The sequence below is a fragment of the Mesorhizobium sp. 1B3 genome, assembly GCF_050958605.1.
GTDB lineage: Bacteria > Pseudomonadota > Alphaproteobacteria > Rhizobiales > Rhizobiaceae.
This window is the reverse complement of sequence record NZ_JBJHDO010000016.1, coordinates 98465-123418: the sequence shown is the minus strand read 5'-3', so window position 1 is coordinate 123418 and position 24954 is coordinate 98465. Positions and strand designations below refer to the sequence as shown.

The window sequence follows — 24954 nt, the reverse complement described above, 5'->3', positions numbered from 1 at the left end:
TGCGCCAAGCGCGGTCGGATGAGGGGTGCTCCAGAAAGCTCCGCCGGATGTGTGAATCTCGTAGCCTTGTGGGGGAGATGTCCGGCAGGACAGAGGGGGGCAACGCAGGGTGCGTCGCCACCGGTTGGTGCGCATGAACTGGGACGATGTCCGCATCTTCTTGGCGGTCGCCCGGGCGGGGCAGATACTCGGTGCGGCACGGCGGCTGGAGCTCAATCACGCGACGGTCTCGCGGCGGGTCGCAGCCCTCGAAGAGGCGTTGAAGGCGAAGCTGTTCCGGCGCCTCACCACCGGCAGCGAACTCACCGCGGCAGGCGAGCGCTTCCTTGAAGTCGCCGAGCGCATGGAGGCCGACATGATCGCCGCCCGCGCCGAGATCGTGGGCGAAGACGACATTGCCGGCACGGTGCGCATCGGCGCGCCCGACGGGTTCGGCGTGACCTTCCTGGCTCCCCGGCTCGGCGCGCTGACAACCCAGCACCGCGACCTTGCCATCCAGCTCGTGCCGGTGCCGCGTTCCTTCTCGCTTTCCCGGCGGGAGGCCGACATCGCCATCACCGTTGACCGGCCGGCCGAAGGCCGCCTTGTCGCCGCTAAGCTGGTCGACTACTCGCTCGGCCTCTATGCCTCCCGCGCCTATGCGGAGACGAATGGATTGCCGCGCGACGCGGCGGAGCTCGCCGGACATCGGCTTGTCGGCTACGTGCCGGATCTCGTGATCAGCCCCTCGCTCGATTATGCCGGCGAATTCAGCCCGGCCTGGCATGCCGGCTTTTCCATCTCATCCGCGCTCGGACAAGTCGAGGCGGTGCGTTCCGGCGCCGGCATCGGCATATTGCACGCCTTCATCGCCCGGACCCATGACGAGCTTGTGCCGGTCTCTGCAATCCCGCCGATCCGCCGCGCCTATTGGCTGGTCTATCACGAGAGCGTTCGGCCGATGCGTCGGATCCAGGCTGTCGCCACCTTTATCGCAAAGGCCGTCGAGCGCGAGCGAGGGCTGTTCATATGAGGGCCGCGGCGCGATCGTTTCCCTATGTCGAACTCCTGCGCAGGGCACGCCGGGCGGCACGACGCGCCGACGAGGCGGAAGATCTGCTGCAGACGATCCTGCTGGCAGCGGTCGAGGCCGGCCGGACCGACTTCGGCTGCGCCGAAAACCGCCGCTGGTTGGAGGGGGCGCTGCGCAGGCGTGCCGCCTTCGACGCAAGGACAGCTCTTCGGAGGCGGCGGCGCGAAACGCTATGTGCTCCGAGTGCTTCAGTCGAACCTGCCGAGAACGAAATTCTTCCCCAGCGTTTTGTCGGCGGCCTGCCGCCGGCCTTGCGCACGACGGCGCTCCTGGCCCTTACCGGACATACCAGGCAAGAGATCGCCTGGCTGCTTGGTCTTGCCGAGCCGGCGCTGCGTCAACGCATCGCCCAGATCCGGCGGCGTTGGCGCGAAGCGGGCGGGCATCGCATCGAGGGCATGCCGGGTCTTGTCGGCCGCCTTGCGTTCGGCGCTATCCGGCGGTCTCTGCTAGAAACCGCCCGGCGCAACGACGTGGTGCTGGCGAGCCATGATCCCGACGGACACCTTTTTGTCGTGACGCGCTCACAAAATGGAGATCCGCGGCAACAAGGAAAGAGCACAACCGCTCACAAGGAGTAAACGCATGTTCGGCAAATGCAGTCTCGGCAATATCTGCTACTACGTCTCCGATATCGACCGGACCGAAGCATTCTATCGCGACGTGCTGGGCCTTTCCGTCGAGCGCATGGAAGAGGAGGACGGCAGCATTTGGCTCATGGCCCGCACGGCCAACGGCGTCGACCTGATCTTCTTCAGGATGGAGTCGCGGCCCGGAAACTCACCGATCATCGTCTTCGACCTGGCTGATGGCGGCATAGACGACGTGGTTGCCGGGCTCGCGGAGAAAGGTGCCACCATCGTGACGCCGGTCAGCCATGCACCAGGCGGCTGGTCGTCCGAATTCGCCGATCCCGACGGGCACACGATCTCGATGTACCAGACGGCAGAGGCCCCGCGAAGGTTGAAGTGACATTCTCAAAGGGCTGTCGGTCGCCTACTGCACGTACCCGATCGGCTGGCCGGTCGCGGGATGCAGGAACACCCCCATGTCTACCCCGAAAATGTCCTTCAGCACTTCGTCGCGCATCATCTCGTCGGGCGTGCCACGGGTCAAAAGCTTGCCCTGCCTGAGCGCGATCAGCTCGTCGCAGTAACGCGCGGCCATGTTGGGATCGTGCAACACCGTCACGACGCAAAGGTCACGCCTGCGGCTCAGTTCCTTCACCAAGCCGAGCACCTCAACCTGGTGGGCAAGGTCGAGCGCCGAGATCGGTTCGTCGAGCAGCATGACGCTGGCATTCTGCGCCACCAGCATGGCGAGCCAAGCCCGCTGGCGTTCGCCGCCGGAAAGCTCGTCGACGAGCCGGCCGGCAAAGCCCGTCATGTCGGTGAGGGCGAGCGCCTCCTCGACATGGCGGCGGTCCTCAGGACCGAAGCGGCCGAGCGCCCCGTGCCAGGGATAGCGCCCGAGCGCCGCCAGCTCCTCCACGGTCAGGCCCGTCGCAGCCGGCGTGGTCTGCGGCAGATAGGCAAGAGAGCGGGCAAGCTCGCGCGCACCCCAGCGGTCGAGCGGCCGGCCGGAGAAGCTGATCGAGCCTGCGGTCGGCTCCTGCTGCCGGGCGAGCAGCTTGATCAGCGTGGACTTGCCGGAGCCGTTGTGGCCGATCAGCCCGTAGACCCGCGCCCGCTCGAGCTCGAGCGAAACGGGGCCGAGCAGCGTACGGTCTCGCACCGCGAAACTCGCGGCATCCACGGTGAAGGCGTTCGAGGTCAAGGGCCTGTCCATCCTGTCGCGCGGCGCGAAAAGAGCGCCATCAACGCTGACTATGAAGCATGACCCGATTAGTCAAGTTTTGTGGGCCGCTGGCTGCACGATGCTCTCTAGGCGCTGATCGGCGGACGACGGTCCTTCCAGGGCATATGCTGTTCGAGCTGCGTCGAAACGGCGAGCACGGTGGCCTCGTCGCCATAGCGTCCGACGAGCTGGACGCCCACCGGAATGCCGTCGGACGTCCAGTGGAGTGGTAGGGAGATTGCCGGCTGACCGGATATGTTGAAGGGGAAGGCGAAGACGGAGTCCGTCCATTTGGCGTTGTAGCGGTCGAGGTCGGTCTCCGACATGTCGTAGAAGCCGAGCGGGCGCGGCAGTTGCGTGAGCGTCGGCGTGACGAAGATGTCATAGGGGGCGAGGTCTCCCGCAATCGCCCGGCTGAGCTGGCGGCATTGCTCGACCTGGTTGGCATGGACAATCCCGCTGGTGGCGCGGCCGCGCTCGATGATCGCCCAGGTGATGGGCTCGACGTCGTCCCGCGTCACCGGGCGGCCGACCAGCGCCTCCAGCGCGCCGAAGGTGGCGGCCGTCTGCACGCAGGTCATGTCCGTATAGGTCTTCCAGGCTTCATTCGCAGCCAAGGGCATATCGTGTTCCTCGACCGAATGACCGAGCGCCTCCAGCGTCTTGGCGGCCGCCAGGACGGCGGCCTTGGGCTCGGCACCGATCGGCGTACCGTTGGGCGGCGTCACGGTATAGCCGATCCTCAATTTCTTGGGCGCGCGCGCGGCAAGGGAAAGCCAACTCGCCTCCGGGACGGGCGGCGTATAGGGATCGCCAGGCAACGCGCCGGCCAGCGCATCGAGATAAGCGGCGGTGTCGCGCACGCTGCGCGAGCAGCAGAGGAAATAGGCCCCGCCATACCAGAAATCGCCGAAAGGCGCGAGCGTGACGCGGCCCCGCGACGGCTTGAGGCCGACGACGCCGCAGCACGACGCCGGAACGCGGATCGAACCTGCGCCGTCGCTGGCCTCGCCGATCGGAACCATGCGTGCGGCGACCGCGGCCGCCGTGCCGCCGCTCGATCCGCCTGGAGTGATGCCGTCCTTCCATGGATTTTTCGTCACGCCGTAGAGTTTCGGTTCGGTGGAAATGGACCAGCCATTCTCCGGCGCGTTCGACTTTCCAACCAGGATCAGACCCGCCGCCTTCATGCGCCGCACTGCCTCCGCGTCGAAATCCGAGACGACGTCCTTCAGGTAGTACGAGGAATTGGTGTTGGGAGCGCCCGTCCAGGAGGTGGCGAGTTCCTTGAGCAGGAACGGCACTCCGGCGAAGGGAGCGTTGCGATCGACGGTGGCTGCCGATGCGCGGGCCATATCGTAGAGACGGTGGATGACCGCGTTGAGCTGGGGATCGAGCCTGTCGATCATGGTGATCGCGGCCTCGACCAGCTCGGCCGGCGACGCTTCGCCTCGCCGCACCAGATCGGCCAAGCCCAGTGCATCGGATTCGGCATAGGTCTGCAGCAGGCTCTCGCTAACGGCGCTCATATTTCCTCCTCCGGGAATCTTACCTAACGGCAATCGACGCAAGCGATCCAACCGCCCGCCGACGGCCAAGTCAAACGGGTCGCTGGCACAAGCGGCCCGGCTTTTGTCAGGCCAGGTCGATGGCGCGGCCTTCGTTGATGCTCTGCTCGGCGGCAAGCACGATGCGCAGGCTGTTGACCGCGGCGTCCATGGATTCCGTCAGGTCGAGATCTTCCCTGATGGCGCGCAGGAAGAACTGCTGCTCGCGGTCGCAAAGCTCCTGATGGCCGGGCTCGTCCTCCATGCTGAAGATCTCGTCGGGCCGGACAAAATTCTTGTCCGCGTCGACCTTGGCATAGTGGACCTTGATGGCGTCGGTCTTGGTGTGACGGTCGATGTCGGCCGAATCCGAAACCTCGTCGGTCTCCTTGGCCGCGCTTTCCGACTGGCCCGCGACGATCGATACGGCACCTTCCGGCCCGACGACATCCTTCACGAAATAGGCGATCTCGCTCATCATCGGGCCCCAGCCGGCTTCGTACCAGCCGACCGAGCCGTCGTCGAAGGTGACGTGCAGATGGCCGTAATTCTGCTTCGCCGCCTCGGCCCACAGCTTGGCGCCGATGCCATGCACCCGGACGGGTTTTGCTCCCGTCAACTGGCACATCACGTCGACATAGTGCACGCCGCAGTCGACGATCGGAATCAGCGAGTCGATCAGGTTCTTGTGCCAGTGCCACGCCTGGCCACTGCTCTGCTGGTTGAGGTTCAGGCGCATGACCAGCGGCTTGCCGAGCGTCTTGCCCACCTCGATGAATTTCACCCAGGAGGGATGGACGCGCAGGATATAGCCGAGCACCAGCTTGCGGTTCTTGGCGCGCGCGGCGGCGACCACCTTCTCGGCGTCCTCGATATTGGTGGCGAGCGGCTTTTCCATGAACACGTGGCAGCCGGCGTCGATGGCCTTCAACGCGAATTCGGCATGGGTGTTGGGCCAGCTGTTGATCGACACGGCGTCCGGCCTGGTTTCCCTGAGGGCCTGTTCGAAATCCTCGTAAAGCGGATAGCCGGAAAGCTCGGCGGGAATCTTCCTGCTCTTGATCGAACGACTCATCAGGCCGACGATCTCGAAACCCTCGAGCCGATGATAGGCGCTGGCATGCGAGGCCCCCATATTGCCGAGGCCGACCACGAGAACTCTTACTTTATCCGACACGACATCCTCCCGATTTCTGTCAGGTGGCGGGCAGCTCTAGGCCGCCCGCCGGATTCGATGACTACCGCATCGGGCGCGATTCTGGATCGGCCCAATGCGATAGGCTTTTGCGTTCGCATCGCTTTTTGCCGAAAACCGGCGCCCACTTTTCGGCGCGATGCTCTATGCGATCAGACCGCGTCGTCGAACATGTGCGCCTTGATCTTCTCGACATCGAGCGCCGCGAAGCCTTCCGTAAGCTTGTAGCCGTCGGCGTCGGCCTTGACCTTGGCCTTGTCGAACTCGTTGGCCGGGCCGATCAGGTCGTTTGTCGTGACATCCTCGGCCTTCACCGGATTGGTGATCTGGCCTATTTTGTGGATCTCGTCGAAGAAGGCCTGCCAGCTCGCCATGTCATGCCAGCCCCAGCCGCCGCGCTTGTCCATGTCGCCGCGGAAAACGTTGATCTGCTGCAGGATGGACGTCGTGCCGAGTTCCGGTCCGAGATTCTTGCCCAGCGTCGGGAACTGCTCGAAGACGGCTTCGACCGCGGCGCGCGGGTTCTGGTAGCCGAATTCCAGGCCCATGGCCCAGCCACGCAGGTATTTTTCGAGGAACGCCTTGCGGTCTGGATCCTCGAGGTCGGCCGCCCGCACGACGAATGTGTTGGCCGGCAGCTTGGACTTCTGGACGCCCAGCCAGTAGTCGAATTTGAGGCCGGTGGCGATCCATTCGGCGCGCAGCCCTTCCCATGAGAGGGCCGCGTCGCCCTGTCCGCCGGCGAGCGCCGTGCCCCAGGTCGGCCAGCCGGCCTCTACATATTTGACCTTCTTGATGTCGACGCCCTGCGAGGCGAGCAGCGGGTCGGTGATCGACTGCCAGGCGGCGGAGCCGAGCAGCACCGTCTTGCCTTCCAAGCCCTTGAGGTCCGTCATTCCCTCGCCCTTGCGGAAGGCGAAGCTGAACGTGTCGCGCGCGCCCATGTGGAACACGGATTTCAGCTTCATGCCATTCTGGATGGCGAAGGAGAAGACGCCCGGTGACGGGAAGCCCATGTCGGCCTGTCCGACATCGACGAATTTGACGGTGGCCGTGCCGTCCGACGGTCCGGGCTGCATATCGGTCGGCAGGTCGCCGAAATAGCCCATCTTCTTGGCGGCCCAGTAAGGATAGTCGTCGAGCACTTCGAGCGTGCCGCGTGGCGAGATCCAGGTGAACTTCTCGTAGGTCGCGGCCTCGGCGCGCGACATCAGCCCCGGCACGCCGAGCGCAGTGGCGGTGACCACGCCCGCTCCCGTGACCTGCAGGAAATAGCGGCGGCTCATCGAACCGGCCGGTCCCATTCCGATCATTTCGTCTTCTCTCATGGTATTCCCCTTTTTCTTGGCTATTGCACTCAGCGGTTCAGGCTTCTTGTCCCGACATCGGCGTGCCTCCTCCGGCCCGGGTCCGATGCGTTTCCAGTCGGTATCCTGATCTCATCGCTTCAGGCCTCCCAACTCGCCCATTTCTTTCCGATCAGGAAGAAAAGCGTGTAGATAAGGATGCCGAGGATCGACAGGATCAGCACCACGGCGAAGAACTGCGGCATCTGGATCATCGACGAATAAGTCGTCAGGCGGTTGCCGAGGCCGAAGCCGCCGCCGACCATCTCCGCGCCCACTGCCGTGAGAAGGCCGAAGATCGCGCCGATCATCAGTCCGACAAGGATCATCGGCAGCGCCATCGGTGCCCGGATCTTCCAGAAGATCTGCAAGGTGGAGGCGCCGTAGGAGCGCGCCAGCGCGATCTTGGCGCTGTCGACCCGCCGGAAGCCCGTCGCGGCATTGATCATCACCATCGGGCCGGCGGCCAGCGCGACCGCTATGATGCGCGGCGTGTAGCCGAAGCCGAAGCGCAGGATGAGAAGCGGCACGAGCGCCAGCATGGGCGTGGTGACGAGCAGCAGGATGTAGGGCGCCACGATCTTCTCGACGAAGGGGAACTGGGTGACGACGGCCGCCAGGATCAGGCCGACGACGGCGCCGATGGCGAAACCGGAAACGAGCTCGACGAGCGTATGGCCGAGATGCGGCAGGATCAGCGGAAACTCGCTGAACAGCGCGCCGACGATCATGCTGGGCGGAGGCATGATATATTGCGGCACCTCGAAGTAACGCAGCGCGAATTCGAGACCGCCGATGACGATCGCCGCGACGACCACGATCGCCGCGATCTCACGCCCCGATTTCACGGACGGTCCGCTGGAGAAGGCGGACAAATTGGTGAGGCTGACGTCGTGGCCCTCGCCCGACTTGCGGAATTCAGGAATCGCGTCACTGCTCATGGCGGGAATTCCTCAATTGGAAGTTTCTGCAAGCTGACGGAGCTGCGCCTGGGCGCGTCCGCCGACGATGTCCATCTTGATCGCGTTGGTGAGGTCGAAGACCTCCTTCGTCGCCATGATCTCCATCGAGCGCGGTCGCGCGAACGGCACGCGATACTCCTTGGCGACGCGGCCGGGACGGGGCGACAGCACCACCACCCGGTCGGAGAGAAAGATGGCTTCCTCGATGCTGTGGGTGATGAAAACGATGGTGGTGGGCGCGTCGAGCCAGATCTCCTCGACCAGCCGGTTCATCTCGTCGCGCGTGAAGGTGTCGAGCGCACCGAAGGGCTCGTCCATCAACAGCACCGAAGGTTTGAGCGACAGCGCCCGCACGATGGCCGCGCGCTGCTGCATGCCGCCTGACAGCTCGCGCGGGAACTTGCCGCCGAATCCTTCGAGGCCGACCCTCCTCAGGAGATGGGCGACCCATTGGCGATCGGGTGTGGTGCCCTTGATCTCGAAGGGGAAATTGATGTTGGCATCGAGGTTGCGCCAGGGCAGGAGGTTTGCCTCCTGGAAGACGATGCCGATATCGGGATGCGGGCCCACGATGCGCTGGCCGTCGAGCAGGATCTCGCCGCTGCTCAACCCGTGCAGGCCGGACATCGACCACAGCAACGTCGTCTTGCCGCAACCCGAAGGTCCGACGACCGATACGATCTCCTTGGCATGGACGTCGAGGCTGCATCTGTCGAGCGCAAGCAAGTCGCCCGAGGCCGTATGATAGACCTTCGTCGCCTGCCGCACGCCGAGTTTCGGCGACGCTGCCTTCTGCGCTTTCATGCGCCCCCCTCGGAGACTGCGCGACAATCCATCAGATCGCCCTCCTGCCCGAAAATCAGTCTGTAACTATCCTACTTTTCTGTCAAGGAGCGCCCCGCGAGAGAGCTCGCGTAATCTCGACCGCGTGGATCATCCGCTTGAATTCGCATAGATTTCTTGCACCTTGAAAAGCCTGTTGCTTTCCTACATGCTTTTCCCGCATGATGTGGTCGATGACGCCGAGATGCGAGCGTGCCAGGGAATTCGAAAGAGTTCGGCGATCGGCAGGGATGAAACCGGCTCCATGACTGGGATTGACGAAGCAGCGCGCCTCGCGGCCGGGGAAACCGGCGTCGCCGATCACACGGGGCGCATTCCCGACATCATCTCTCAGGTGAAGGATTCTTACGGCGACCTGCGGCCGGCGGAGCGCCGCGTCGCCGACGTCGTCCTCGACGACGTAAAGTTCGCGGTCGACGCATCCAATGCGGCGCTGGCCAGCCGGGCAGGCGTCAGCGAGCCGACCGTCACGCGGTTCTGCCGGGCCATCGGCTGCGAGGGAGTGCGAGACTTCAAGCTGAAACTGGCGCAGAGTCTCGTGGTGGGAGCTCTCTATCTCGACAAACCCGCTCCCAGAAACGGCGGCAACGGCATGCCTTTCTGGGGTGTCGTGTTCGGAGAGGCCCATCGCGCGTTGCAGGAAGCCGAGCGGCAGCTCGATCCGGCGCAACTTCAGAAGGCAGCCGAACTCATCGCCGGGGCGCGGCAGGTGACGGTGTTCGGCCTCGGTGGGTCTTCCTCGGCGCTGGCGCAAGAGACGCAATATCGCCTGTTTCGCTACGGCGTGACGGTGAGCGCGCATTGCGATCCCTATCTGATGCGCATGACCGCCTCGACGCTGAAGCCCGGCGATCTCGTCATCGCGATCTCGGCGACGGGACGCACGCGCGAGGTGATCGAAGCGGTCGCGCTCGCAAGGCACTACCGCGCCAACACGATCTGCGTGACGGCGCCCGACACGGAGCTCGCCCGGGCCTGCGACGTCCGGCTCACCGTCGCCATTCCCGAATATCCCGACACGCTGAAGCCGACGGCCTCGCGTTTCGCGTTCCTGGCCGTGGTCGACCTGATGGCGGTGGCGGCGGGCTACAGGATCGATGGACCGGCGCGCGAGACGCTGCGCCGCATCAAATACAATCTGCAGATCTACCGGGCAGGCAAGGAGATGGAGCCGCTCGGCGACTGAGCATTTTGCAGCCGAGTGGCATCACTTGGCGTCGCACAAATGCGACTAAAACAAGGAGATGGAGCGCCGTCCGCGTCCAATAAGGACACCAGGCGCTCCGAGCATGTCGCAAGCTGTTGTTCTGGAGGGGGAGAGATGCTCGAGACGGCACCAAACCGGCAAGCGGCCACCTGGCTTGCTTCCTTCGCACGGTCGCTGGAGGCGGGCGACATCGACGGGGTCACCGGCCTTTTCCCCGAAGATTGCTACTGGCGCGACCTCCTCGCCTTCACCTGGAACATCCGCACCATGGAAGGCCGATCGGCGATCCGCGAGATGCTGGGCGAAACGCTAGCCCGTACCGCGCCGGCCGGCTGGCGGCTTGCGCAAGACGCCACGACCGATGGCGGGGTGACCGAGGCCTGGTTCACCTTCGAGACCGCAACGGCGCGCGGGGAGGGCCATGTTCGCCTGATCGACGGGCGATGCCGTACCCTCTTCACGGCAATCAGCGAGCTCAAGGGATTCGAGGAAAAGAAGGGCCCCAGCCGGCCCCTCGGCGTGCGGCACAAGGCCGAGCGCAGCCGCGAAACCTGGTCGGAGACCCGGCGTCGCGAGGAGGCGGCGCTCGGCACCAGCGAGCAACCCTATTGCGTGATTGTCGGCGGGGGACAGGGCGGTATGGCGCTCGGCGCGAGGCTGCGCCAGCTCGGCGTGCCCACCATCATCCTGGAGAAGAACGCGCGGGCCGGCGATTCCTGGCGCAACCGCTACCGTTCGCTCGTCCTGCATGATCCGGTCTGGTACGATCATCTGCCTTATATGCCGTTCCCCGAGAACTGGCCGGTCTTTACCCCCAAGGACAAGATGGGCGACTGGCTGGAAATGTACGCGCGGGTGATGGAGCTGAACTACTGGACTTCCGCGGCCTGCGTGGCCGCTTCCTACGACGAGCACGAGAAGATCTGGACGGTGGAAGTCGACCGGGCCGGCGAACGTGTCGTGCTGAAGCCCAGGCAACTTGTCTTCGCCACCGGAGCCTACGGGCCGCCTAAGCTCATCGATCTTCCCGGCGCCGATGTCTTCGAGGGCGAGATCCTGCACTCCAGCCAGTATGCGGATGGCAGGCGCTTCAAGGGCAAGACCTGCGCGGTGATCGGCGCGGCGAGTTCCGGTCACGACGTCAGCGTCGATCTCTGGGAAAGCGGCGCCGACGTCACGATGGTCCAGCGGTCGCCGACGACGGTGGTGAAGTCGGACACGCTGACGGAGCTGGCTTTCGAGATCTATTCCGAAGACGCGCTCGCCGGGGGCATCACCACCGAGAAAGCCGACCTGATCGTCGCCTCGATGCCCTTCGCGTTGATGCCCGAGGGCCAGAAAGCCCTCTATGACCGCATCAGGGAACGCGATGCGGCCTTCTACGAACGGCTCGCGGGCTCCGGCTTCGCCATCGATTTCGGCCATGACGAGACCGGCCTGATGATGAAGGCCTACCGCACCGGGTCCGGCTATTACATCGATGTCGGCGCCTCGGATCTCATCATCAATGGCGAGATCGGAATCCGCAGCGGCGTGTCGATCGAAAGGCTCACGCCGAAAGGGATCCTTTTCGACGACGGTTCGGAACTCGAGGCAGACGTGATCATCACATCCACCGGTTACCAGTCGATGCACGAAACGGTGGCGGTCGTCGTGTCCCGCGAGGTGGCCGACAAGGTCGGCCCTTGCTGGGGCCTGGGCTCCGGTGTGAGGAACGACCCCGGCCCATGGCAGGGCGAGCCCCGCAACATGTGGAAGCCGACCGCGCAGGAAGCTCTTTGGTTCCACGGCGGCAACCTGGCGCTGTCACGATTCTATTCGAAGTTCGTCGCCCTGCAGATCAAGGCACGCATGGAGGGCATTCCGACGCCGGTGTATTGAGGCGTTTGCCTAGAGGGCGTTGCGTCCGAATGGACGCAACGCCCTCTATCCGTTTGTTTTAGCCGTATTTGTGCGGTGCCAAGTGATTTCACTCGGCTGCAAAATACTCTGACAAGCCCTCATCCGACCGCGGAGCCAGTCCTCGGGCTTGCGGTCAAGGCTGAAACGCCTTCAGCACTTCGATGCCCTTCGCGAGGTCTTCAGTATAGGCGCGGTCAGCATCGACGAAGGGAACCGCCGCGCGATAGGCGTGATAGAGCCGCCTTGTCTTGCCGCCAAGATCCTCGACGCCACGCAGATCGACGGCTTGCGTGGCGTGCAGAAGCTGCATTGAAGCGATCTGGTAGTTAAGCTCGAGGATCCGATCCAGGTTGGCGAAGGCAAGGAGTGAATTGTTTGCCACGTCCTCGATTCCCGCCGAGGTTCCGAAGCTGTCGAGCGACACTGGCATCGCAAGCATTCGAAGCTCGGCATAGAGCGATGTGAGGGGAACCTGCATAGCCCCGAAGGCCAATCCCCTGTTGCCGGGGGCCGCAAGGAATCGCGGCAACTGGGTCAAAGCCGGATTCTCATAACGTATCGTCTGCATCACAACCGACCGCGCCATGCGCGTAAGTGCGACGTTCAGCTGTTCGACCTTGTCAGTCACGGGGAGCATCTCGAAATTCGCGGTCGGGTAAATCGCACCCGGGGAATCACCCGCGACCCCATAGCTTTGCACTTGGCCGGACTGCCCGGCGTATGGATTGCCGGTGATTGTCGCGGGGTTGTCGTCAGTGTGGTTGATGTGGATTTCGAGCGCGGTCGTCAACGCCTCGGAAGCTTCCAGAGCCGCTCCTATCGCATATGCCATGGTCCGGAAGGATAGCGGGTCCTGAAGACCGCGAGTATCGGACATCGACCACAGATAGCTGCCCTCAAGGGCATCCGTGATCATCGAGGCGGCTTTGTTCATCCCCGCAAAGGGCCGGATACCGGTCGTCTCGGGCAGGAACGGGGCAACATTGCCGTTATAGCCCTCAAGCGCCAGCCCGAAGGCGACGATCGATTGCTGCAGGAACCGGTCGGCATCTTGCGAAAGCAGCGCCGCGCGCCCCGCCGAGAGCGAGTTCGAACTGATGATCGACAGAAAATCCTTGCCGACGGGTGAGATTGGCGAAATCCCGGCAGCCGCTAGCGCTTCGGCCGAAGGCATGCGCTTGCCTTGATAATCCACGTACCATTCGCCGACCATGGCAAGACCGACATGAGAGGCCAGCGTGATGTCGGCCTGGCCGATCGAGCCGCGCGCCGGCACCACCGGTGTGATGCCCTCGTTCAAAAAGTTGCGATACATGTCGGCGACGGCGGGCTGGACCCCTGCCATGCCAGTCAGCATCTGGTTGAGCCGGATGACCATGCTTGCGCGCACGACCTCGATGGGCAAGGACTCGCCGAAGCCTCCGCCATGGGCTCGCAACTGGCCACGGTTGAACTCGCGCGATAATCGGAGCAGTTCGTCGCTCACGACGCGCTTGCCATCCGCAATTTCGAAGGCCGGGCGATCCTTGTTCCAGCCGACGCCCACGGTCAGACCATAGACGGGACTGCCCTGCGTGGCGGCTTCCATCACCAGATCGAATCCTGCTGCCAGGCGTTGCGCGGCCGCCGCATCGATCTCGATGACGGTTTCGGTATCCCGCGCGGCTTTGGCGACCCGGGCCGCGGTCAGCGACGCGCCATCAAGTATCAACGTTTCGGCGGATGTGGCGGAGCAACCGAGAATTGTCACGGCCGTCACGAGCAGAAATTTCCAAGCGCTTCCTATGCGCATGATGATCTCCCGTACTTGTCACCTTGGAGTGGGGCGCGGGGCGATAATGCGTCCCGCATCGTATTCGTCAGCCCAGGAACAGACGGGCGGAAAGCACGGCCAGGGGGATGCTCAGAAACACCCGCAACAGCCAGATGATCATAAGGTCAAGAACCTTGAGAGGAATCTTCGTTGCCAGAATGCAGGGGATCGAGCCTGCGAAGAACAGGATCCCTGACACGGAAACCACGGCAAAGATGTATTTCGACAGGAGTGGCGCCTCCTGCAACATTCCCGTCGGGAAGAACATCTCTGCAAGCGTCGCGGCGATGGCCTTCGCCGTCAACATCGCTTCGGGCACCTGCAGAAGCGCGAGGAGCGGATAAAAGAGCAGGCCGAGCCAGTCGAAGAGCGGGGTATAGGCGGCCAGAAGCAGGCCAAGAAGACCGATGGACACACCTGTCGGCAAGATCACCGAGGTCATCTTCAGCCCGTCGCGAAGGGTCGCTTTCAACACCGTCAGGAAAGCAGGGTTCTGTTGGACCCGCTCGACGCCCGCGGAAATCGCTCGGGCCAGAAGGCCGCCTTGTGCGTCACTCGGAATGGCAGTGACATCCCTTGGTTCCGTGTCGTCGTAGCGCGAGATCGGGGGGATCCTCGCCGTAATCGCGGTCACGACGAATGTGATGACCAGGGTGGACCAGAAATAGAAGCTCCACATCTCGAGCAGACCCAGAACCTTGGCGACGACGACCATGAAAGTCGTTGAAACAGTGGAGAAGCCTGTCGCGATAATGGCCGCCTGGCGGAACGAGTAGGACTTGTTCAGAAACATCTGATTGGTGATCAGGATGCCGATCGAATAGCTGCCCACGAACGACGCCACTGCGTCCACGGCCGAATAACCGGGCGTTCGCCAGACCCGACGCATGACTGGCTCAAGGAATACGGCGCAGAACTCGACGAGTCCGTAGGCGATCAGAAAGCTCAGACCCAAAGCACCGAGCGGCACAATCAGCCCGAGATTCAGCACGAGTTTCTCGAACAGGAAAGGCATCATGCCAGGCGTGGCGATGAAAGACGGCGCGAGCCCGGCCAAGTAGAGGACGGTCAGCAAAAAGCCCAATACCTTGAACCCGGTGAATATTGCGGTTCCCACCGAGCGTTTCCAACCGCCGCTGTAAAACGGTTCCAGCGCACCGTAGGCGATCAGGATCAGCACGAAAGCAATCGCTACCGGCCGTGCCCCCTTTACAATGAAATCGGAGATATGCACCGGCAAGATCGCGTTGGTGCCGAAGAACGGGATTTCAACGAAGAAGATGACGATGCCGAGAATGCTGAGGACAATCATCTTCGCCAGCGCTGCACCGCGGCCGGCATCTTCCGTTAGAGCTTGATTTTCAGTTTGCATGAACCCTCCCTTCCCATCCGGGGCTGTTCCGGTTGGGTTGTTCGTTTCTGAAAGAAAATTGGGTGACGGGTGCCCCCCGTTCAGGGTGTTTCGAAATCGGCGATCATCGCATCAAAGATGTCCTTCGTTTCGCCAAGCACCTTCTGGTGGGCCGGGTGAGCGGCGTATCGCTCCAGGGCCGCCCGGTCGCGGAAGAGCCACAGCGTGGCATAGTCGAACGCATGCGGCTTTCCCGACAAATCCCACCCAAGTTCGGCGGATTCGACCTCGTCGATATCTTGGGGCATCCGTTCGATCGAACGGACAGCCTTCACAACACGCGGGTCGTCGCGAGCCACACCCGGTTTGAGCTTGAACATTACCAAATGACGCAACATCGTCGCTCTCCTCTCAGGCGCTTTGCTTCCGCAGGGACATACCGATCGCGTTGCTGATGATGCGCGTGATGGCGATCGCGGTGTGGCGGTTGATGTCGAACTCGGGGTAGTGCTCGGCGAAACCGATGCCGCGAAGATGGCACCGGCGGATGAGGTCGAGCACCATGTCGACGACGTCATAGAAGGCAAGCCCGCCCGGCAGGGGCACGCTCGTGCCCGGCATCACCGAAGGGTCCAGCCCGTCGCAATCGATGGTCACATAGACGTTCGCTCCGTCCGGTAACTGCGAAAGAGCCGCGCCAGTGCCCGATCGGGCGATATCCCGCGCGGTGACGATCGTGTTGCCGGCGGCCAGCGTATCCTCCATGTCCTGCAAGTGTGCGCTGCCGATCCCGCGCGTGCCGACATGGACGATCTTGCCGACATGGGGCATTTCCCGGACGCGCCGCATAGGGCTGGAATAGCCATAGCGTTGCCCCCGAACCTCGTCGCGGTAATCCAGATGTGCATCGATCTGAAGGACGTGAATGTCGCTGTGCCCGTCGAGGCCGGCGCAGATCGGAATGGGCGTGGAGTCGTCGCCACCGAGCACAATGGGCAGCGCCCCGCGTGCGCTGACGGCGCGCACGGTGGTTTCGATTGCAGCAACCGCTGTGCCAGGATCGGCGGGATCTCCTGCGCAGTCGCCAAGATCATGCAGGTCGATCTGCCCGGGGTCGAAGAGGGGCGCGCCGATGTCGAAATCGTAGCGACCTGCAAAGGCTCGATACCGGTACGACGCCGCCCGTATCGCGGCAGGTGCATCCGCTGCGCCCGATGCGATGCCACGCAGGTCGTAAGGTGTGCCAAATGGCGCTCCGATCACCGCGAAGCCGCCCTTGCAGACATCCTCGACACAGCCCTGCCGCGCGCCCATGAAGCTGCGCCCATCAATGGGGGGCGTCAAATTGCCCATGAATTGCTCCTCTGGTCGGACGATCCTTCGATCTTTGAAATTTCACGCAGAAGCGCCTCGCCCATCTGCTGCAACTTGGCCTCGGTCAGCCGGTAGCTGGGCCCGGTGACATTGATAGCGCCCACGATCTTGCCCGAACCGTTGCGGATCGGTGCGGCAACAGCCGAGACGTCTTTTTCATAGGTCTTTAGCGCTATCTTTGCTTCGCCCGGTGCGCACCCCCCGGTCAGGGCCGCGCCGATCGCGGTGTTCGCCAGGGGTACACGCTCACCGACCCAACGTACGTGACGAACCGATTGCGGGCTGTCGCACTGATCGAGATACACGGCCTCAGTCTCGCTTGCCTTGATGGCGAAGCACACGGTTTCTCCCGTTTCGGCGCGAAGCGTCTCGAGATGCGGCCGCACGATTTCGGTCAGGCTGGCCGCACCCGAGATCGAGGCGGCCATCTCTATCAGGCGGGGGCCCGGCGCATAGGCGCCGTTGTCGCATTTGCGCAGGTAACCTTCGCCGGCGAGCGTCTGAATCAACCGCGCCGTCGTGCTCGAGGGCAGTTCGGCACCCTCCGAGATTTCCTTCATCGTCAGCTGCGGCCGCTGTGACGAGAACAAGCTGACGATGGAAAAAGCCCGTAACGCCGAGCGTACACTGTCTCGACCACGCGCATCGTCCTGATCTGTCGTCATGTGTTCTCCCATCCACGGAGGTTGACAATTTTTCCGCCATGTCGATATACGAACCCTAGCAATTCCGCAATACGAAGATTAATTCCGCCTGGCGGAGTAGAAGGGCGATCCAAGTTGAAACATGACGTCGATCTCGTCATTGCGAACGCAAGCGAGTTGATCACGTGCGACGGGCCGTCCGCAGGCGTGGGAGGGAGCGATCTACTGTCGCTCGAACCGATCACGAACGGCGCCGTGGCGGTGGCCGGAGGCAGGATCGTGGAGGTCGGCTCCACCGCGCAGATCCTCGATCGTTTTCGCGCAGCCGACATATATGACGTCTCAGGATGCCTGGTGTCGCCATCGCTGGTCGATCCGCACACGCATCTGGTCCACGCGGGTGAGCGCGAACAGGAGTTCGACGCGCGCGCAACCAATCGGCTGGCGGGCGGCATCTCGACGGGCGGGATAGCCGAGACAGTGCGGAAGACCTCGTCGGCGCGGGACGTGGAGCTTCTCGCCAAGGCCGAAGCGGCACTCGACGACATGCTTCTGCACGGAACGGGCCTCGTCGAAGCGAAGACCGGCTATGGCGACAGTGTGGAAACGGAACTCCACTTGCTGAAGCTCACGCGCAGCCTCGATGGCCGCAACGGCGTAAAGGTCGTGCCGACGTTCCTTGGCGCTCATATTCCGCCGAAAAGCGATCGCGCCGCCTTTGTCGATGCGGTGATTGCGGCGATCCCCCAAGCAGCGAAACTTTCCGGCTTTTGCGATATCGCCTGCGATCCGGTGTGTTTCGACTTCGAGGAATCCGACCGCATCGCAGCGGCGGCAGTCCAGCACGGCATTCGACTGCGCATCCACGCCGATCAGGCGGGACCATGGCGGGGTTTGGAACTGGCCGCGAAATGGCGCGCGGCCAGCGCCGATCACGCGGACTACGCTACGCCCGACGACCTGAGCGCACTCGCGAAAAGCGGGACGGTCGTCACCCTGCTGCCGGGGTCGAATTTTCACATGCTCGAGATGACGGGCGCGGTCATAGACAATGCGCTCGCTCCTGCGGCGAAACCGCACCTGCCGGTTTTGGGCGCGCACATTCTGCAGTCGGGCTGCGTCCCGGCGGTGGCGACAAATTACAACCCCGGATCCTCGCCCAGTGTGTCGATGCAGATGATGATGCAGCTTTTGCCGCGCCTGTTCCGGCTGGGCGCTTCGGCGGCCTGGTACATGGCGACGCTGAACGCCGCGGCATCTCTCGGCCATGGCGAAAGAACCGGCAGCCTCCAGCCGGGCAAGGCCGCCGACATAGCCGTCTGGCGCGTACCGCGCCACGGGCTGGTGGTCGAACGATTTGGTATGAACCACATCCGGGATGTTTGGCTTGGCGGACGGCGCGTCGTCGCCGACGGCAAGCTGACGGACCCGCAAGCGGCAAATCAACGGGGGCGTAATGGCTGATCAAGCAAGAAACATCAAAGCGGCGCGAGGCCTGACGCTGCGGTGCAAGGGCTGGCGGCAGGAAGCGCTGCTGCGTCTGCTGGAAAACAACCTTGAGAATGCCGAGCGTGCCGAGGATCTGGTCATCTACATGTCGCGTGCCAAGGTCATGCGAGATTGGGAGGCCTTCGATCGCACCCGCGCAGCCCTACAGGCGCTTGAGACCGACCAGACGCTGGTCATGCAGTCGGGCAAGCCTGTCGGGCTGTTTCCGTCGCAGGACACCACCCCGATCGTCATCATGGCCAACGGCAACCTCGTGGGGCGTTGGACCGCGCTCTCGAAGCGCAAGCCGCTTGAAGAGAAGGGACTGACGATCTTTCCCGGCATGACCGCGGCGGCGTGGCAGTACATCGGCTCGCAGGGAATTTTACAGGGCACTTACGAGACATTCCGCTCGGTTGGGCGCCGGCATTTTGGCGGCGACCTTTCCGGCCGCTGGATCGTGACCGCCGGCTGCGGCGGTATGGGGGGCGCGCAGCCGCTTGCAGGCAAACTGGCCGGTGCGGTGACCCTGGTGATCGACGTCAATCGGGAGGCGCTCGAACGGCGCCACCGCACCGGATATCTCGACATTATCGTCGACGATTTCGACACTGCCGAACGCCTGTGCCGCGAGAAGAGGGCCGAACGTACCGGCGCCTCCGTGGGCCTTTGCGCAAATGCCGCCACGGTCCTCCCAATGATGCTTGAGCGCGACATCGTCCCCGACGTGGTGACGGATCAGACCGAACCCGACGCGCATCGGGCCTATGTGCCTGAGGGGATGACCCACGCCGAATGGGATAAGCTGCGCAAATCCGATCCTGAGCGGGTTGCCGCGGCAGCCGAGGCCTCGATGCTGAAGCATTTTCGGGCGCTTCTGACCTTCAGGGACCGGGGTGCTGTTGTATTCGAGTATGGCAACAACTTCCGAAGCACCATGTCGGAGCTGGGTGAAGAGCGGGCTTTCGAGATTGATTCCTTCGTCAAGGCCTATATCCGCCCGCTCTTCTGTGAAGGGATCGGCCCATTCCGCTGGATCGCGGCCTCGGGCGACCCTGCCGACATCGAGACCATCGACGACATTATCCTGGAAAATTTCGCGTCGGATTCGCGCATCGTCGAATGGATTCGCGTCGCGCGAGAGAACGTACAATTTACCGGACTGCCGGCCCGGATAGGCTGGCTGGGCTTTGGCGAGCGCTCGCGTCTGGCGCGGCTTGTCAACGTGGCGGTGGCCGACGGCCGCATATCGGCGCCGGTCTGCTTCACCCGCGATCACCTCGATTCCGGCTCGGCAGCGCTGCCGTTCCGCGAAACCGACAGCATGGCCGACGGATCCGATGCCGTCGCCGACTGGCCGCTTCTGAATGCGCTGATGAACGCCTGCGCCGGCGCCGATCTGGTTGCCCTGCACGAAATGGATGACTGGGCACGCTGCGCAGGGGTCACGATCATTGCAGATGGCCAGGCCCAGACGGACAAGCGGCTGCAAGCAGTTCTGGACTCGGATCCCGGTCTCGGCATCGCGCGACATGCCGATGCCGGATACGACAAGGCCATCGAGTCGATGCTGAACCCGTCCTATCAGTCGCGGATCAAGACGAGATTTGCTTGATGGCGCTGGAACTCCGATAGGCGATACCGACGCTGCGATGTTCCGCGACTGCTGAATTTTAGGCCGGCGTGCACCTGAAATGCCGGGAGGCGACGTCCACATGTGTGTGGTGGGCGTGGGGGTGGAAACGCTCGGTCTCGTCGTGGTTGACGGAGAGGTCGTTCGGCCACCACACACCGCCGGCGACGATGCCTTCGGAAACCAGCCTTTCCCCTGCCACCAGCTCGGTGCCGGTCGCATCGACGAAGGTGAAGCGGCCCGGCTGCAGCTTCAATACCGCGATGTCGGCCGGAGCGTCGACGGCTAGCCTGCCGAGATCCGTTCGGCCGATCGCATCGGCCGGATTCTGTGTCGCCGCGCGGAGGATATCCATAAAGGGCATGCCGAGCGCGAGCAGCTTGGACATGCAGACGAGGATGTCGAACGCCGGGCCATCGACGCAGTAGAGATGGACGTCGCTGCTGATCACGTCGGGCGCCAGCCCTTCGCGCAACATGGCGCGGGCGACGTCGAAATCGAACGAGCCCATGCCGTGGCCGATGTCGAAGATGACGCCGCGCTCGCGCGCCAGGAACATGTCCGGCCGCACCGCGCCCGACGCGAAGACCGGGGCATTGGGAAAGGGGCGGAAGCAGTGGGTGAGAATGTCGCCACGGCGCAGACGCGGCAGGACTTCCGACCGGCCGGGCGGCGGCTCGTCGATATGGGCCATCAGCGGCAGACCGACCTGGTCGGCCGCCTCCAGCGCGAGGTCGACCGGCGCGATGCCGCTTGTGCCACCGGCGATACGACCCGAGCGCACCTTCACCCCGACGACGACGTCGCGGTGTTCGCGCACGGCCGCCACGACCTCGCGCGGGTCGCAAAGCCTGAGATCCGCGCATTCGCCAACCATGACCGTGTGCGAGAAGCCGAAAATGCCGGCGAAGGAAATATTCATATAAGCGAGGATACGGACCCGCGACCGCTCCATCACGTGCCGGCGGAAGCCGAGGAAATTGCCCGCGCCGGCGCTTCCCGCGTCGATGAAGGTGGTCGTGCCGCTTTTCGCCGCGAGCCGGTCGGCGTCCACGCCGAGCGACGTGCCTCCCCAATAGACATGGCTATGCAGATCGACGAGGCCCGGCGTGACGATGCGATCCGTGGCCTCGACGATTTTCGCTGCGCGTTCCGCCGGAATGTCCTGGTCGATTGCCGCGATGCGGTTCCCGGCGATGGCGACGTCGCGACGCGCATCGAGACCCGAAGCCGGGTCGACGAGCCGTCCGCCCCGAAGGAGGAGATCGAATTGCATCCTGGTTCCCTCACGAGGTGTTCCATCGCGACGCCGCCGCTCTGGCGGCGACGGCGTCGCGAGCCCGCCCTGTCCCTTTACCGGCATGGTGATTCAGTCCGTGTTGGAAAGCAACATTTTTCTCGGAATCATGTTGCTTTATTACAAGACCGCCAGCATCTTTCCCTCTCGACATCTCCCTGACGTCAAAGGCGGGGGATTCGATGGAGGGTCGGCAGCGAATTGGCCGGCTCGAGGGAGGAGATCATGATCGATTTCGCAGGGGGCAGGGTCGTGCTCACCGGTGCGGCCGGCGGCGTCGGAAGCGCCATGGTGAAGGTCCTGTCCGCAGGCGGCGCAAAAGTCGTCGCGTGCGACCGGGAGGACATGGACCTCACGGCGGACGGAATTGCCGAGAGCCATCATTTCGACCTGCTCGACGACGCCGCGGTCGCCGCAGCGGCCGAGCGGATTATCCGGGCCGGAGCTCCGGCGGCAGTCATTTCCAATGCGGGCTGGACGCGCGCCGAGACGCTGGCCGAAGTGACGACAGAGGCGCTCGATCGTGAGATGGACCTCAACTTCCGCAGCGCAGCGCTGCTGTCGAAGGCGTTGCTTCCATCCATGCGCAATCGCCCATCGGGCGCGGCATTCGTCTTCATCTCCTCCGTGAATGCGTTGGCTCATTGCGGCAACCCCGCCTATTCAGCGGCCAAGGCGGCGCTCAACGCCTGGATGCGCGCAATCGCGACGGAAGAGGGGAAGAACGGTGTCAGGGCGAATGTGGTCGTGCCCGGCTCCATTCGCACCGGCGCCTGGGATCATCGCATCGCCGAAAAACCCGGTATCCTTGCTGCCGTCAGCCGGCTCTATCCGCTGGGGAGACTGGTGGAGCCGGCGGAAGTGGCGCGCGCGGCCGCATTCCTTGCGTCGTCCGCAGCGAGCGGTATCACGGGCGTGACGTTAAATGTCGACGCCGGTCTCATGGCCGGCAATCTGCCGTTCCTCGAACAGATATCGAATTGACCGCGTCCCTCCGGAGGGCCGCGGCGCTTTATGACAAGGTCTCGGCGATGCCGGGGCCGGCTTCGACGGGCCCCGACTCGGTCACGGCCTGGGCAGCCAGCATCATCACGGCGTAGGCGGCCTGGCGGGGATCCCACCCGGCCTGCTCGGCCATCTGCAGGAGCTTGGTCACCGAGGGCTCGAGAGCGAACTGGCACTCTGGTTGGTATCTGCTGTCGTCGATAGGATGTCCAGGTGGGTTGATCTTCGCCTTCGCCATGCCTGCCCTGCAGATTTCCCCAATACGGCTTGCCCGATAGAATCGCGGCGCCTGTCCTGTTTTGAGCATCGAATTGCGGCAAAAACCATTCACACTTCCATAACACCTTGGCACCCGGTGTTTACGACGCCACATTGTCCGAAAGAATGCTGCCTTACGCCTTCAGGAGGCGTGCAGGCACGACGCCCGATCGCCGCAAGGATTGACGCTCCCGCGATGTCGCCGGACCAGTCGTATCATTTGAACCCGCTTGCCGTTGAAGAGACCGCGCGTTTCTTCAGCATTCCCCGAGCACACGCGCTCGAATGCCTTGCGGCGCGGTTCCGGAGCCATGCCTATTCGCCGCATACGCATGAGTCTTTCGTGGTCGGAACGATCGTAGCGGGATGCGAGACATTCACGATCGGGGGCTGCCGCCACTATGCTCGCCCCGGCGATCTCGTCCTGATCGATCCCGGTGTCGTCCATGACGGCGAGCCGGCGGGCGACGGCTTCGCCTATCGGATCAGCTATCCCTCCGCGGAGCTGCTGCTGGAGGCGGCGGCCGACGCGAGCGAACGGCCTCCTGTCGGGCAGCCCCACTTCGCCGGGCCCATCGTTGCCGACGCGGAGCTGGCGAACATGCTCGCCGCCGTCCATCGCTTTGCCGAGGCCGGTGGGGATGCGCTCGAACTTGATGAAAGGCTGCTAGGATTTTTCGTCCGTCTGCTTGCGCGCCATGGCAGCACCGCAAATCCCATTCTGGCGGCATCGGAGCGGCCCCCTCCCAGGGAAGGCGGTCCGGTCGCGCGGGCGATCGACTATCTGGACGCGCGCTATTCCGAAACGGTCAATCTTGCGACCCTTTCCGATGTTGCCGGGATACCGCGCACCCGGCTCATCCGCGCCATGCGCCGGGAGACTGGCCTCACGCCCCATGCCTGGCTGACCGATCGTCGCATTCGTGCAGCCCGTCGGATGCTCGTCGACGGCGGGTCGCCTGCCGAAGTGGCGGTCGCCTGCGGCTTCTACGACCAGAGCCACCTCAACCGCGCCTTCAAGGCGCGCATCGGCGTGTCGCCGGGAATATTCCGCCTGGCCATGCGGGCGAAGCCGAAATCCGTCACTTTTGTCCAAGCCGAAGCCCGGCAAGTCGCTTAACGAAGGCCGCAAGATACGGCCATTCGAAACGACCTGCCGCGATGGATTACGCACCAGACAAAGCCGCCTCGAACCCGACCTACGCTTCCCCCAAGCCTCTTGCCGAGTTTCGGGAGGCCGTAACCATCAGCCTTCCCGCGATTGCCGCGGCCGCGCCCTTTGCGGTCCTTCTCGGCGCGCTGGCCGCGGATCGAGGCCTGAGCACGCTGGAGACGGGGCTGATGTCCGCCCTGGTCTTCGCCGGCAGCGCCCAGTTCATCGCGCTCGACACATGGCAGTCGCCGCCCGCCTGGCTGGCGATCGGGATCGGCACGCTGGTGGTCAATCTTCGGCATGCCTTCATGAGCGCTTCGGTCCTCAGGCATATGGGCGGCTTTCCGCGCCGGTTGCGCGCCGCCGCCATGTTCTTCCTGGCCGACGAAATATGGGCCTTCGCCGAGGCGCGCGCCGCGCGGCAAAGGCTGACGCCGGCTTTCTATGCCGGGCTCGTCGTTTTCTTCTACGCGAACTGGGTGATCGCGACGGTGGTCGGAAGTCTCGCCGGCCGGCTGATCACCGAGCCCAAGGCCTGGGGTTTCGACTTCGCCTTTATCGCCATCTTCATCGGCCTCATCATGGGGTTCCGTCAGCGATCGGGTTTTGTCGTCACCATCCTGGCGAGCGCGGCTGCCGCGACCGCGGTCCACCTGGTTTATCCCGGACCTCTGTCGATCGCCGCCGGCGCGCTGGCCGGTATCGCCGCAGCGGCCATTGCCGCCGATCCGAGCCGCGATGATGCCGGCATCGGAAAGGACCGCGCGTGAACCCGGACGTGCTCGCCACCATCGTCGCCATGGCTGCCGCCACCGTCGCGACGCGTCTGGCCGGGTTCTTCGTCCCTGAAGGATTTGCCCGGCGCGGCCGGCTGAAGGCGGCGTTCGAAGCCATGCCCGTCGCGGTGCTGGGGGCGATCATCGCTCCGACGGTGCTTGCGACCGGCTGGCCGGAAACGGTAGCGGCCGTCCTCGTCGTGCTTGCCGCCTGGCGGCTTCCCCTGATCGTGGTGATCGTCACCGGTATCCTGGCGGCGGCCGTTTTCAGAGGGTTGGCGGGCCAATAAC

General features: G+C 63.8%; 24 protein-coding genes. 11 read left to right on the top strand and 13 right to left on the bottom strand.

From position 1 onward, the window contains the following. The first annotated feature begins 133 nt into the window (after positions 1–133). From ACCO56_RS29895 to ACCO56_RS29885, 3 genes are read left to right on the top strand one after another with little or no spacing between them, the layout of a single operon-like run. The gene (locus ACCO56_RS29895) at positions 134–1012 is read left to right on the top strand and encodes a LysR family transcriptional regulator (protein WP_433644590.1); all 879 of its coding nucleotides are present in this window, start codon (positions 134–136) and stop codon (positions 1010–1012) included. Next, on the top strand, positions 1009–1653 hold the full coding sequence (locus tag ACCO56_RS29890) for a transcriptional regulator (protein ID WP_433644589.1): 645 nt from the start codon (positions 1009–1011) through the stop codon (positions 1651–1653). The genes ACCO56_RS29895 and ACCO56_RS29890 overlap by 4 nt, the downstream gene beginning before the upstream one ends. Positions 1654–1657: 4 nt before the next feature. Continuing rightward, complete coding sequence (locus tag ACCO56_RS29885) at positions 1658–2044, top strand: VOC family protein (RefSeq protein WP_433644588.1); 387 nt, start codon at positions 1658–1660, stop codon at positions 2042–2044. Between the two features lie 24 nt (positions 2045–2068). Here ACCO56_RS29885 and ACCO56_RS29880 read toward each other — a convergent pair whose 3' ends face one another. From ACCO56_RS29880 to ACCO56_RS29855, 6 genes are all read right to left on the bottom strand, one after another. Continuing rightward, positions 2069–2860 (bottom strand): ATP-binding cassette domain-containing protein, encoded by a 792-nt coding sequence (locus ACCO56_RS29880; RefSeq protein WP_433644587.1) that lies wholly within the window; start codon positions 2858–2860, stop codon positions 2069–2071. 95 nt (positions 2861–2955) lie between these two features. Beyond that, positions 2956–4398 (bottom strand): amidase, encoded by a 1443-nt coding sequence (locus ACCO56_RS29875; protein ID WP_433644586.1) that lies wholly within the window; start codon positions 4396–4398, stop codon positions 2956–2958. A 106-nt stretch (positions 4399–4504) separates the two neighbouring features. Then, complete coding sequence (locus ACCO56_RS29870; protein ID WP_433644585.1) at positions 4505–5593, bottom strand: Gfo/Idh/MocA family protein; 1089 nt, start codon at positions 5591–5593, stop codon at positions 4505–4507. 170 nt (positions 5594–5763) lie between these two features. Next, positions 5764–6939 carry an ABC transporter substrate-binding protein gene (locus ACCO56_RS29865; protein ID WP_433644584.1) on the bottom strand — a complete coding sequence of 392 codons (1176 nt, stop codon included), beginning with the start codon at positions 6937–6939 and terminating at the stop codon, positions 5764–5766. 119 nt (positions 6940–7058) lie between these two features. After that, positions 7059–7898 carry an ABC transporter permease gene (locus ACCO56_RS29860; RefSeq protein ID WP_433644583.1) on the bottom strand — a complete coding sequence of 280 codons (840 nt, stop codon included), beginning with the start codon at positions 7896–7898 and terminating at the stop codon, positions 7059–7061. A gap of 12 nt (positions 7899–7910) precedes the next feature. Continuing rightward, on the bottom strand, positions 7911–8723 hold the full coding sequence (locus ACCO56_RS29855) for an ABC transporter ATP-binding protein (protein WP_433644582.1): 813 nt from the start codon (positions 8721–8723) through the stop codon (positions 7911–7913). Between the two features lie 283 nt (positions 8724–9006). Between ACCO56_RS29855 and ACCO56_RS29850 the strand changes: the two genes are divergently transcribed. Both ACCO56_RS29850 and ACCO56_RS29845 read left to right on the top strand, forming a co-directional pair. Next, a complete protein-coding gene (locus ACCO56_RS29850) occupies positions 9007–9948 on the top strand; it encodes a MurR/RpiR family transcriptional regulator (RefSeq protein WP_433644581.1) in 942 nt (313 codons plus the stop codon). Positions 9949–10083: 135 nt separating this feature from the next. After that, entirely contained in the window at positions 10084–11850 is a 1767-nt protein-coding gene (locus ACCO56_RS29845; protein WP_433644580.1) for an NAD(P)-binding domain-containing protein, read from the top strand. A gap of 154 nt (positions 11851–12004) precedes the next feature. Here the strand turns inward: ACCO56_RS29845 and ACCO56_RS29840 are convergent, their stop codons facing one another. From ACCO56_RS29840 to ACCO56_RS29820, 5 genes are all read right to left on the bottom strand, one after another. After that, entirely contained in the window at positions 12005–13663 is a 1659-nt protein-coding gene (locus tag ACCO56_RS29840) for an HAL/PAL/TAL family ammonia-lyase (protein WP_433644579.1), read from the bottom strand. Between the two features lie 67 nt (positions 13664–13730). Then, on the bottom strand, positions 13731–15056 hold the full coding sequence (locus ACCO56_RS29835; protein ID WP_433644578.1) for a YjiH family protein: 1326 nt from the start codon (positions 15054–15056) through the stop codon (positions 13731–13733). Between the two features lie 80 nt (positions 15057–15136). Further along, a complete protein-coding gene (locus ACCO56_RS29830) occupies positions 15137–15433 on the bottom strand; it encodes a Dabb family protein (protein WP_433644577.1) in 297 nt (98 codons plus the stop codon). Positions 15434–15446: 13 nt separating this feature from the next. Continuing rightward, complete coding sequence (locus ACCO56_RS29825; protein ID WP_433644576.1) at positions 15447–16388, bottom strand: arginase family protein; 942 nt, start codon at positions 16386–16388, stop codon at positions 15447–15449. Beyond that, on the bottom strand, positions 16376–17074 hold the full coding sequence (locus ACCO56_RS29820) for an IclR family transcriptional regulator (RefSeq protein ID WP_433644575.1): 699 nt from the start codon (positions 17072–17074) through the stop codon (positions 16376–16378). The genes ACCO56_RS29825 and ACCO56_RS29820 overlap by 13 nt, the downstream gene beginning before the upstream one ends. A gap of 114 nt (positions 17075–17188) precedes the next feature. Here ACCO56_RS29820 and ACCO56_RS29815 point away from each other — a divergent pair, with 114 nt between their 5' ends. Continuing rightward, positions 17189–18517 carry an amidohydrolase family protein gene (locus tag ACCO56_RS29815; RefSeq protein ID WP_433644574.1) on the top strand — a complete coding sequence of 443 codons (1329 nt, stop codon included), beginning with the start codon at positions 17189–17191 and terminating at the stop codon, positions 18515–18517. Continuing rightward, on the top strand, positions 18510–20156 hold the full coding sequence (locus ACCO56_RS29810; protein ID WP_433644572.1) for a urocanate hydratase: 1647 nt from the start codon (positions 18510–18512) through the stop codon (positions 20154–20156). Before ACCO56_RS29815 ends, ACCO56_RS29810 begins: the two co-directional genes overlap by 8 nt. A 58-nt stretch (positions 20157–20214) precedes the next feature. Here the strand turns inward: ACCO56_RS29810 and ACCO56_RS29805 are convergent, their stop codons facing one another. After that, positions 20215–21450 carry an amidohydrolase/deacetylase family metallohydrolase gene (locus ACCO56_RS29805; RefSeq protein ID WP_433644571.1) on the bottom strand — a complete coding sequence of 412 codons (1236 nt, stop codon included), beginning with the start codon at positions 21448–21450 and terminating at the stop codon, positions 20215–20217. A gap of 246 nt (positions 21451–21696) precedes the next feature. Between ACCO56_RS29805 and ACCO56_RS29800 the strand changes: the two genes are divergently transcribed. Continuing rightward, positions 21697–22455: an SDR family oxidoreductase gene (locus ACCO56_RS29800; protein WP_433644570.1), complete on the top strand. Its 759-nt coding sequence runs from the start codon at positions 21697–21699 to the stop codon at positions 22453–22455. Between the two features lie 28 nt (positions 22456–22483). Here ACCO56_RS29800 and ACCO56_RS29795 read toward each other — a convergent pair whose 3' ends face one another. Next, positions 22484–22714: a hypothetical protein gene (locus ACCO56_RS29795; protein ID WP_433644569.1), complete on the bottom strand. Its 231-nt coding sequence runs from the start codon at positions 22712–22714 to the stop codon at positions 22484–22486. Positions 22715–22885: 171 nt separating this feature from the next. Between ACCO56_RS29795 and ACCO56_RS29790 the strand changes: the two genes are divergently transcribed. The 3 genes from ACCO56_RS29790 to ACCO56_RS29780 are packed head-to-tail and all read left to right on the top strand — an operon-like array spanning position 22886 to position 24953. Further along, a complete protein-coding gene (locus ACCO56_RS29790; protein ID WP_433644568.1) occupies positions 22886–23854 on the top strand; it encodes an AraC family transcriptional regulator in 969 nt (322 codons plus the stop codon). A gap of 41 nt (positions 23855–23895) precedes the next feature. Further along, on the top strand, positions 23896–24657 hold the full coding sequence (locus ACCO56_RS29785; RefSeq protein ID WP_433644567.1) for an AzlC family ABC transporter permease: 762 nt from the start codon (positions 23896–23898) through the stop codon (positions 24655–24657). Further along, a complete protein-coding gene (locus tag ACCO56_RS29780) occupies positions 24654–24953 on the top strand; it encodes an AzlD family protein (RefSeq protein WP_433644565.1) in 300 nt (99 codons plus the stop codon). The genes ACCO56_RS29785 and ACCO56_RS29780 overlap by 4 nt, the downstream gene beginning before the upstream one ends. The last annotated feature ends 1 nt before the right edge of the window (position 24954 follow it).

Excerpts from the sequence above, each read along its gene's own strand:
- ACCO56_RS29875 (WP_433644586.1), bottom strand. The coding sequence starts at position 4,398 with ATGAGCGCCGTTAGCGAGAGCCTGCTGCAGACCTATGCCGAATCCGAT.
- ACCO56_RS29805 (WP_433644571.1), bottom strand. The coding sequence starts at position 21,450 with ATGCAATTCGATCTCCTCCTTCGGGGCGGACGGCTCGTCGACCCGGCT.
- ACCO56_RS29825 (WP_433644576.1), bottom strand. The coding sequence starts at position 16,388 with ATGGGCAATTTGACGCCCCCCATTGATGGGCGCAGCTTCATGGGCGCG.
- ACCO56_RS29860 (WP_433644583.1), bottom strand. The coding sequence starts at position 7,898 with ATGAGCAGTGACGCGATTCCTGAATTCCGCAAGTCGGGCGAGGGCCAC.
- ACCO56_RS29795 (WP_433644569.1), bottom strand. The coding sequence starts at position 22,714 with ATGGCGAAGGCGAAGATCAACCCACCTGGACATCCTATCGACGACAGC.
- ACCO56_RS29810 (WP_433644572.1), top strand. The coding sequence starts at position 18,510 with ATGGCTGATCAAGCAAGAAACATCAAAGCGGCGCGAGGCCTGACGCTG.
- ACCO56_RS29820 (WP_433644575.1), bottom strand. The coding sequence starts at position 17,074 with ATGACGACAGATCAGGACGATGCGCGTGGTCGAGACAGTGTACGCTCG.
- ACCO56_RS29840 (WP_433644579.1), bottom strand. The coding sequence starts at position 13,663 with ATGCGCATAGGAAGCGCTTGGAAATTTCTGCTCGTGACGGCCGTGACA.
- ACCO56_RS29785 (WP_433644567.1), top strand. The coding sequence starts at position 23,896 with ATGGATTACGCACCAGACAAAGCCGCCTCGAACCCGACCTACGCTTCC.
- ACCO56_RS29890 (WP_433644589.1), top strand. The coding sequence starts at position 1,009 with ATGAGGGCCGCGGCGCGATCGTTTCCCTATGTCGAACTCCTGCGCAGG.
- ACCO56_RS29885 (WP_433644588.1), top strand. The coding sequence starts at position 1,658 with ATGTTCGGCAAATGCAGTCTCGGCAATATCTGCTACTACGTCTCCGAT.
- ACCO56_RS29800 (WP_433644570.1), top strand. The coding sequence starts at position 21,697 with ATGATCGATTTCGCAGGGGGCAGGGTCGTGCTCACCGGTGCGGCCGGC.
- ACCO56_RS29880 (WP_433644587.1), bottom strand. The coding sequence starts at position 2,860 with ATGGACAGGCCCTTGACCTCGAACGCCTTCACCGTGGATGCCGCGAGT.
- ACCO56_RS29850 (WP_433644581.1), top strand. The coding sequence starts at position 9,007 with ATGACTGGGATTGACGAAGCAGCGCGCCTCGCGGCCGGGGAAACCGGC.
- ACCO56_RS29895 (WP_433644590.1), top strand. The coding sequence starts at position 134 with ATGAACTGGGACGATGTCCGCATCTTCTTGGCGGTCGCCCGGGCGGGG.
- ACCO56_RS29845 (WP_433644580.1), top strand. The coding sequence starts at position 10,084 with ATGCTCGAGACGGCACCAAACCGGCAAGCGGCCACCTGGCTTGCTTCC.
- ACCO56_RS29830 (WP_433644577.1), bottom strand. The coding sequence starts at position 15,433 with ATGTTGCGTCATTTGGTAATGTTCAAGCTCAAACCGGGTGTGGCTCGC.
- ACCO56_RS29865 (WP_433644584.1), bottom strand. The coding sequence starts at position 6,939 with ATGAGAGAAGACGAAATGATCGGAATGGGACCGGCCGGTTCGATGAGC.
- ACCO56_RS29855 (WP_433644582.1), bottom strand. The coding sequence starts at position 8,723 with ATGAAAGCGCAGAAGGCAGCGTCGCCGAAACTCGGCGTGCGGCAGGCG.
- ACCO56_RS29835 (WP_433644578.1), bottom strand. The coding sequence starts at position 15,056 with ATGCAAACTGAAAATCAAGCTCTAACGGAAGATGCCGGCCGCGGTGCA.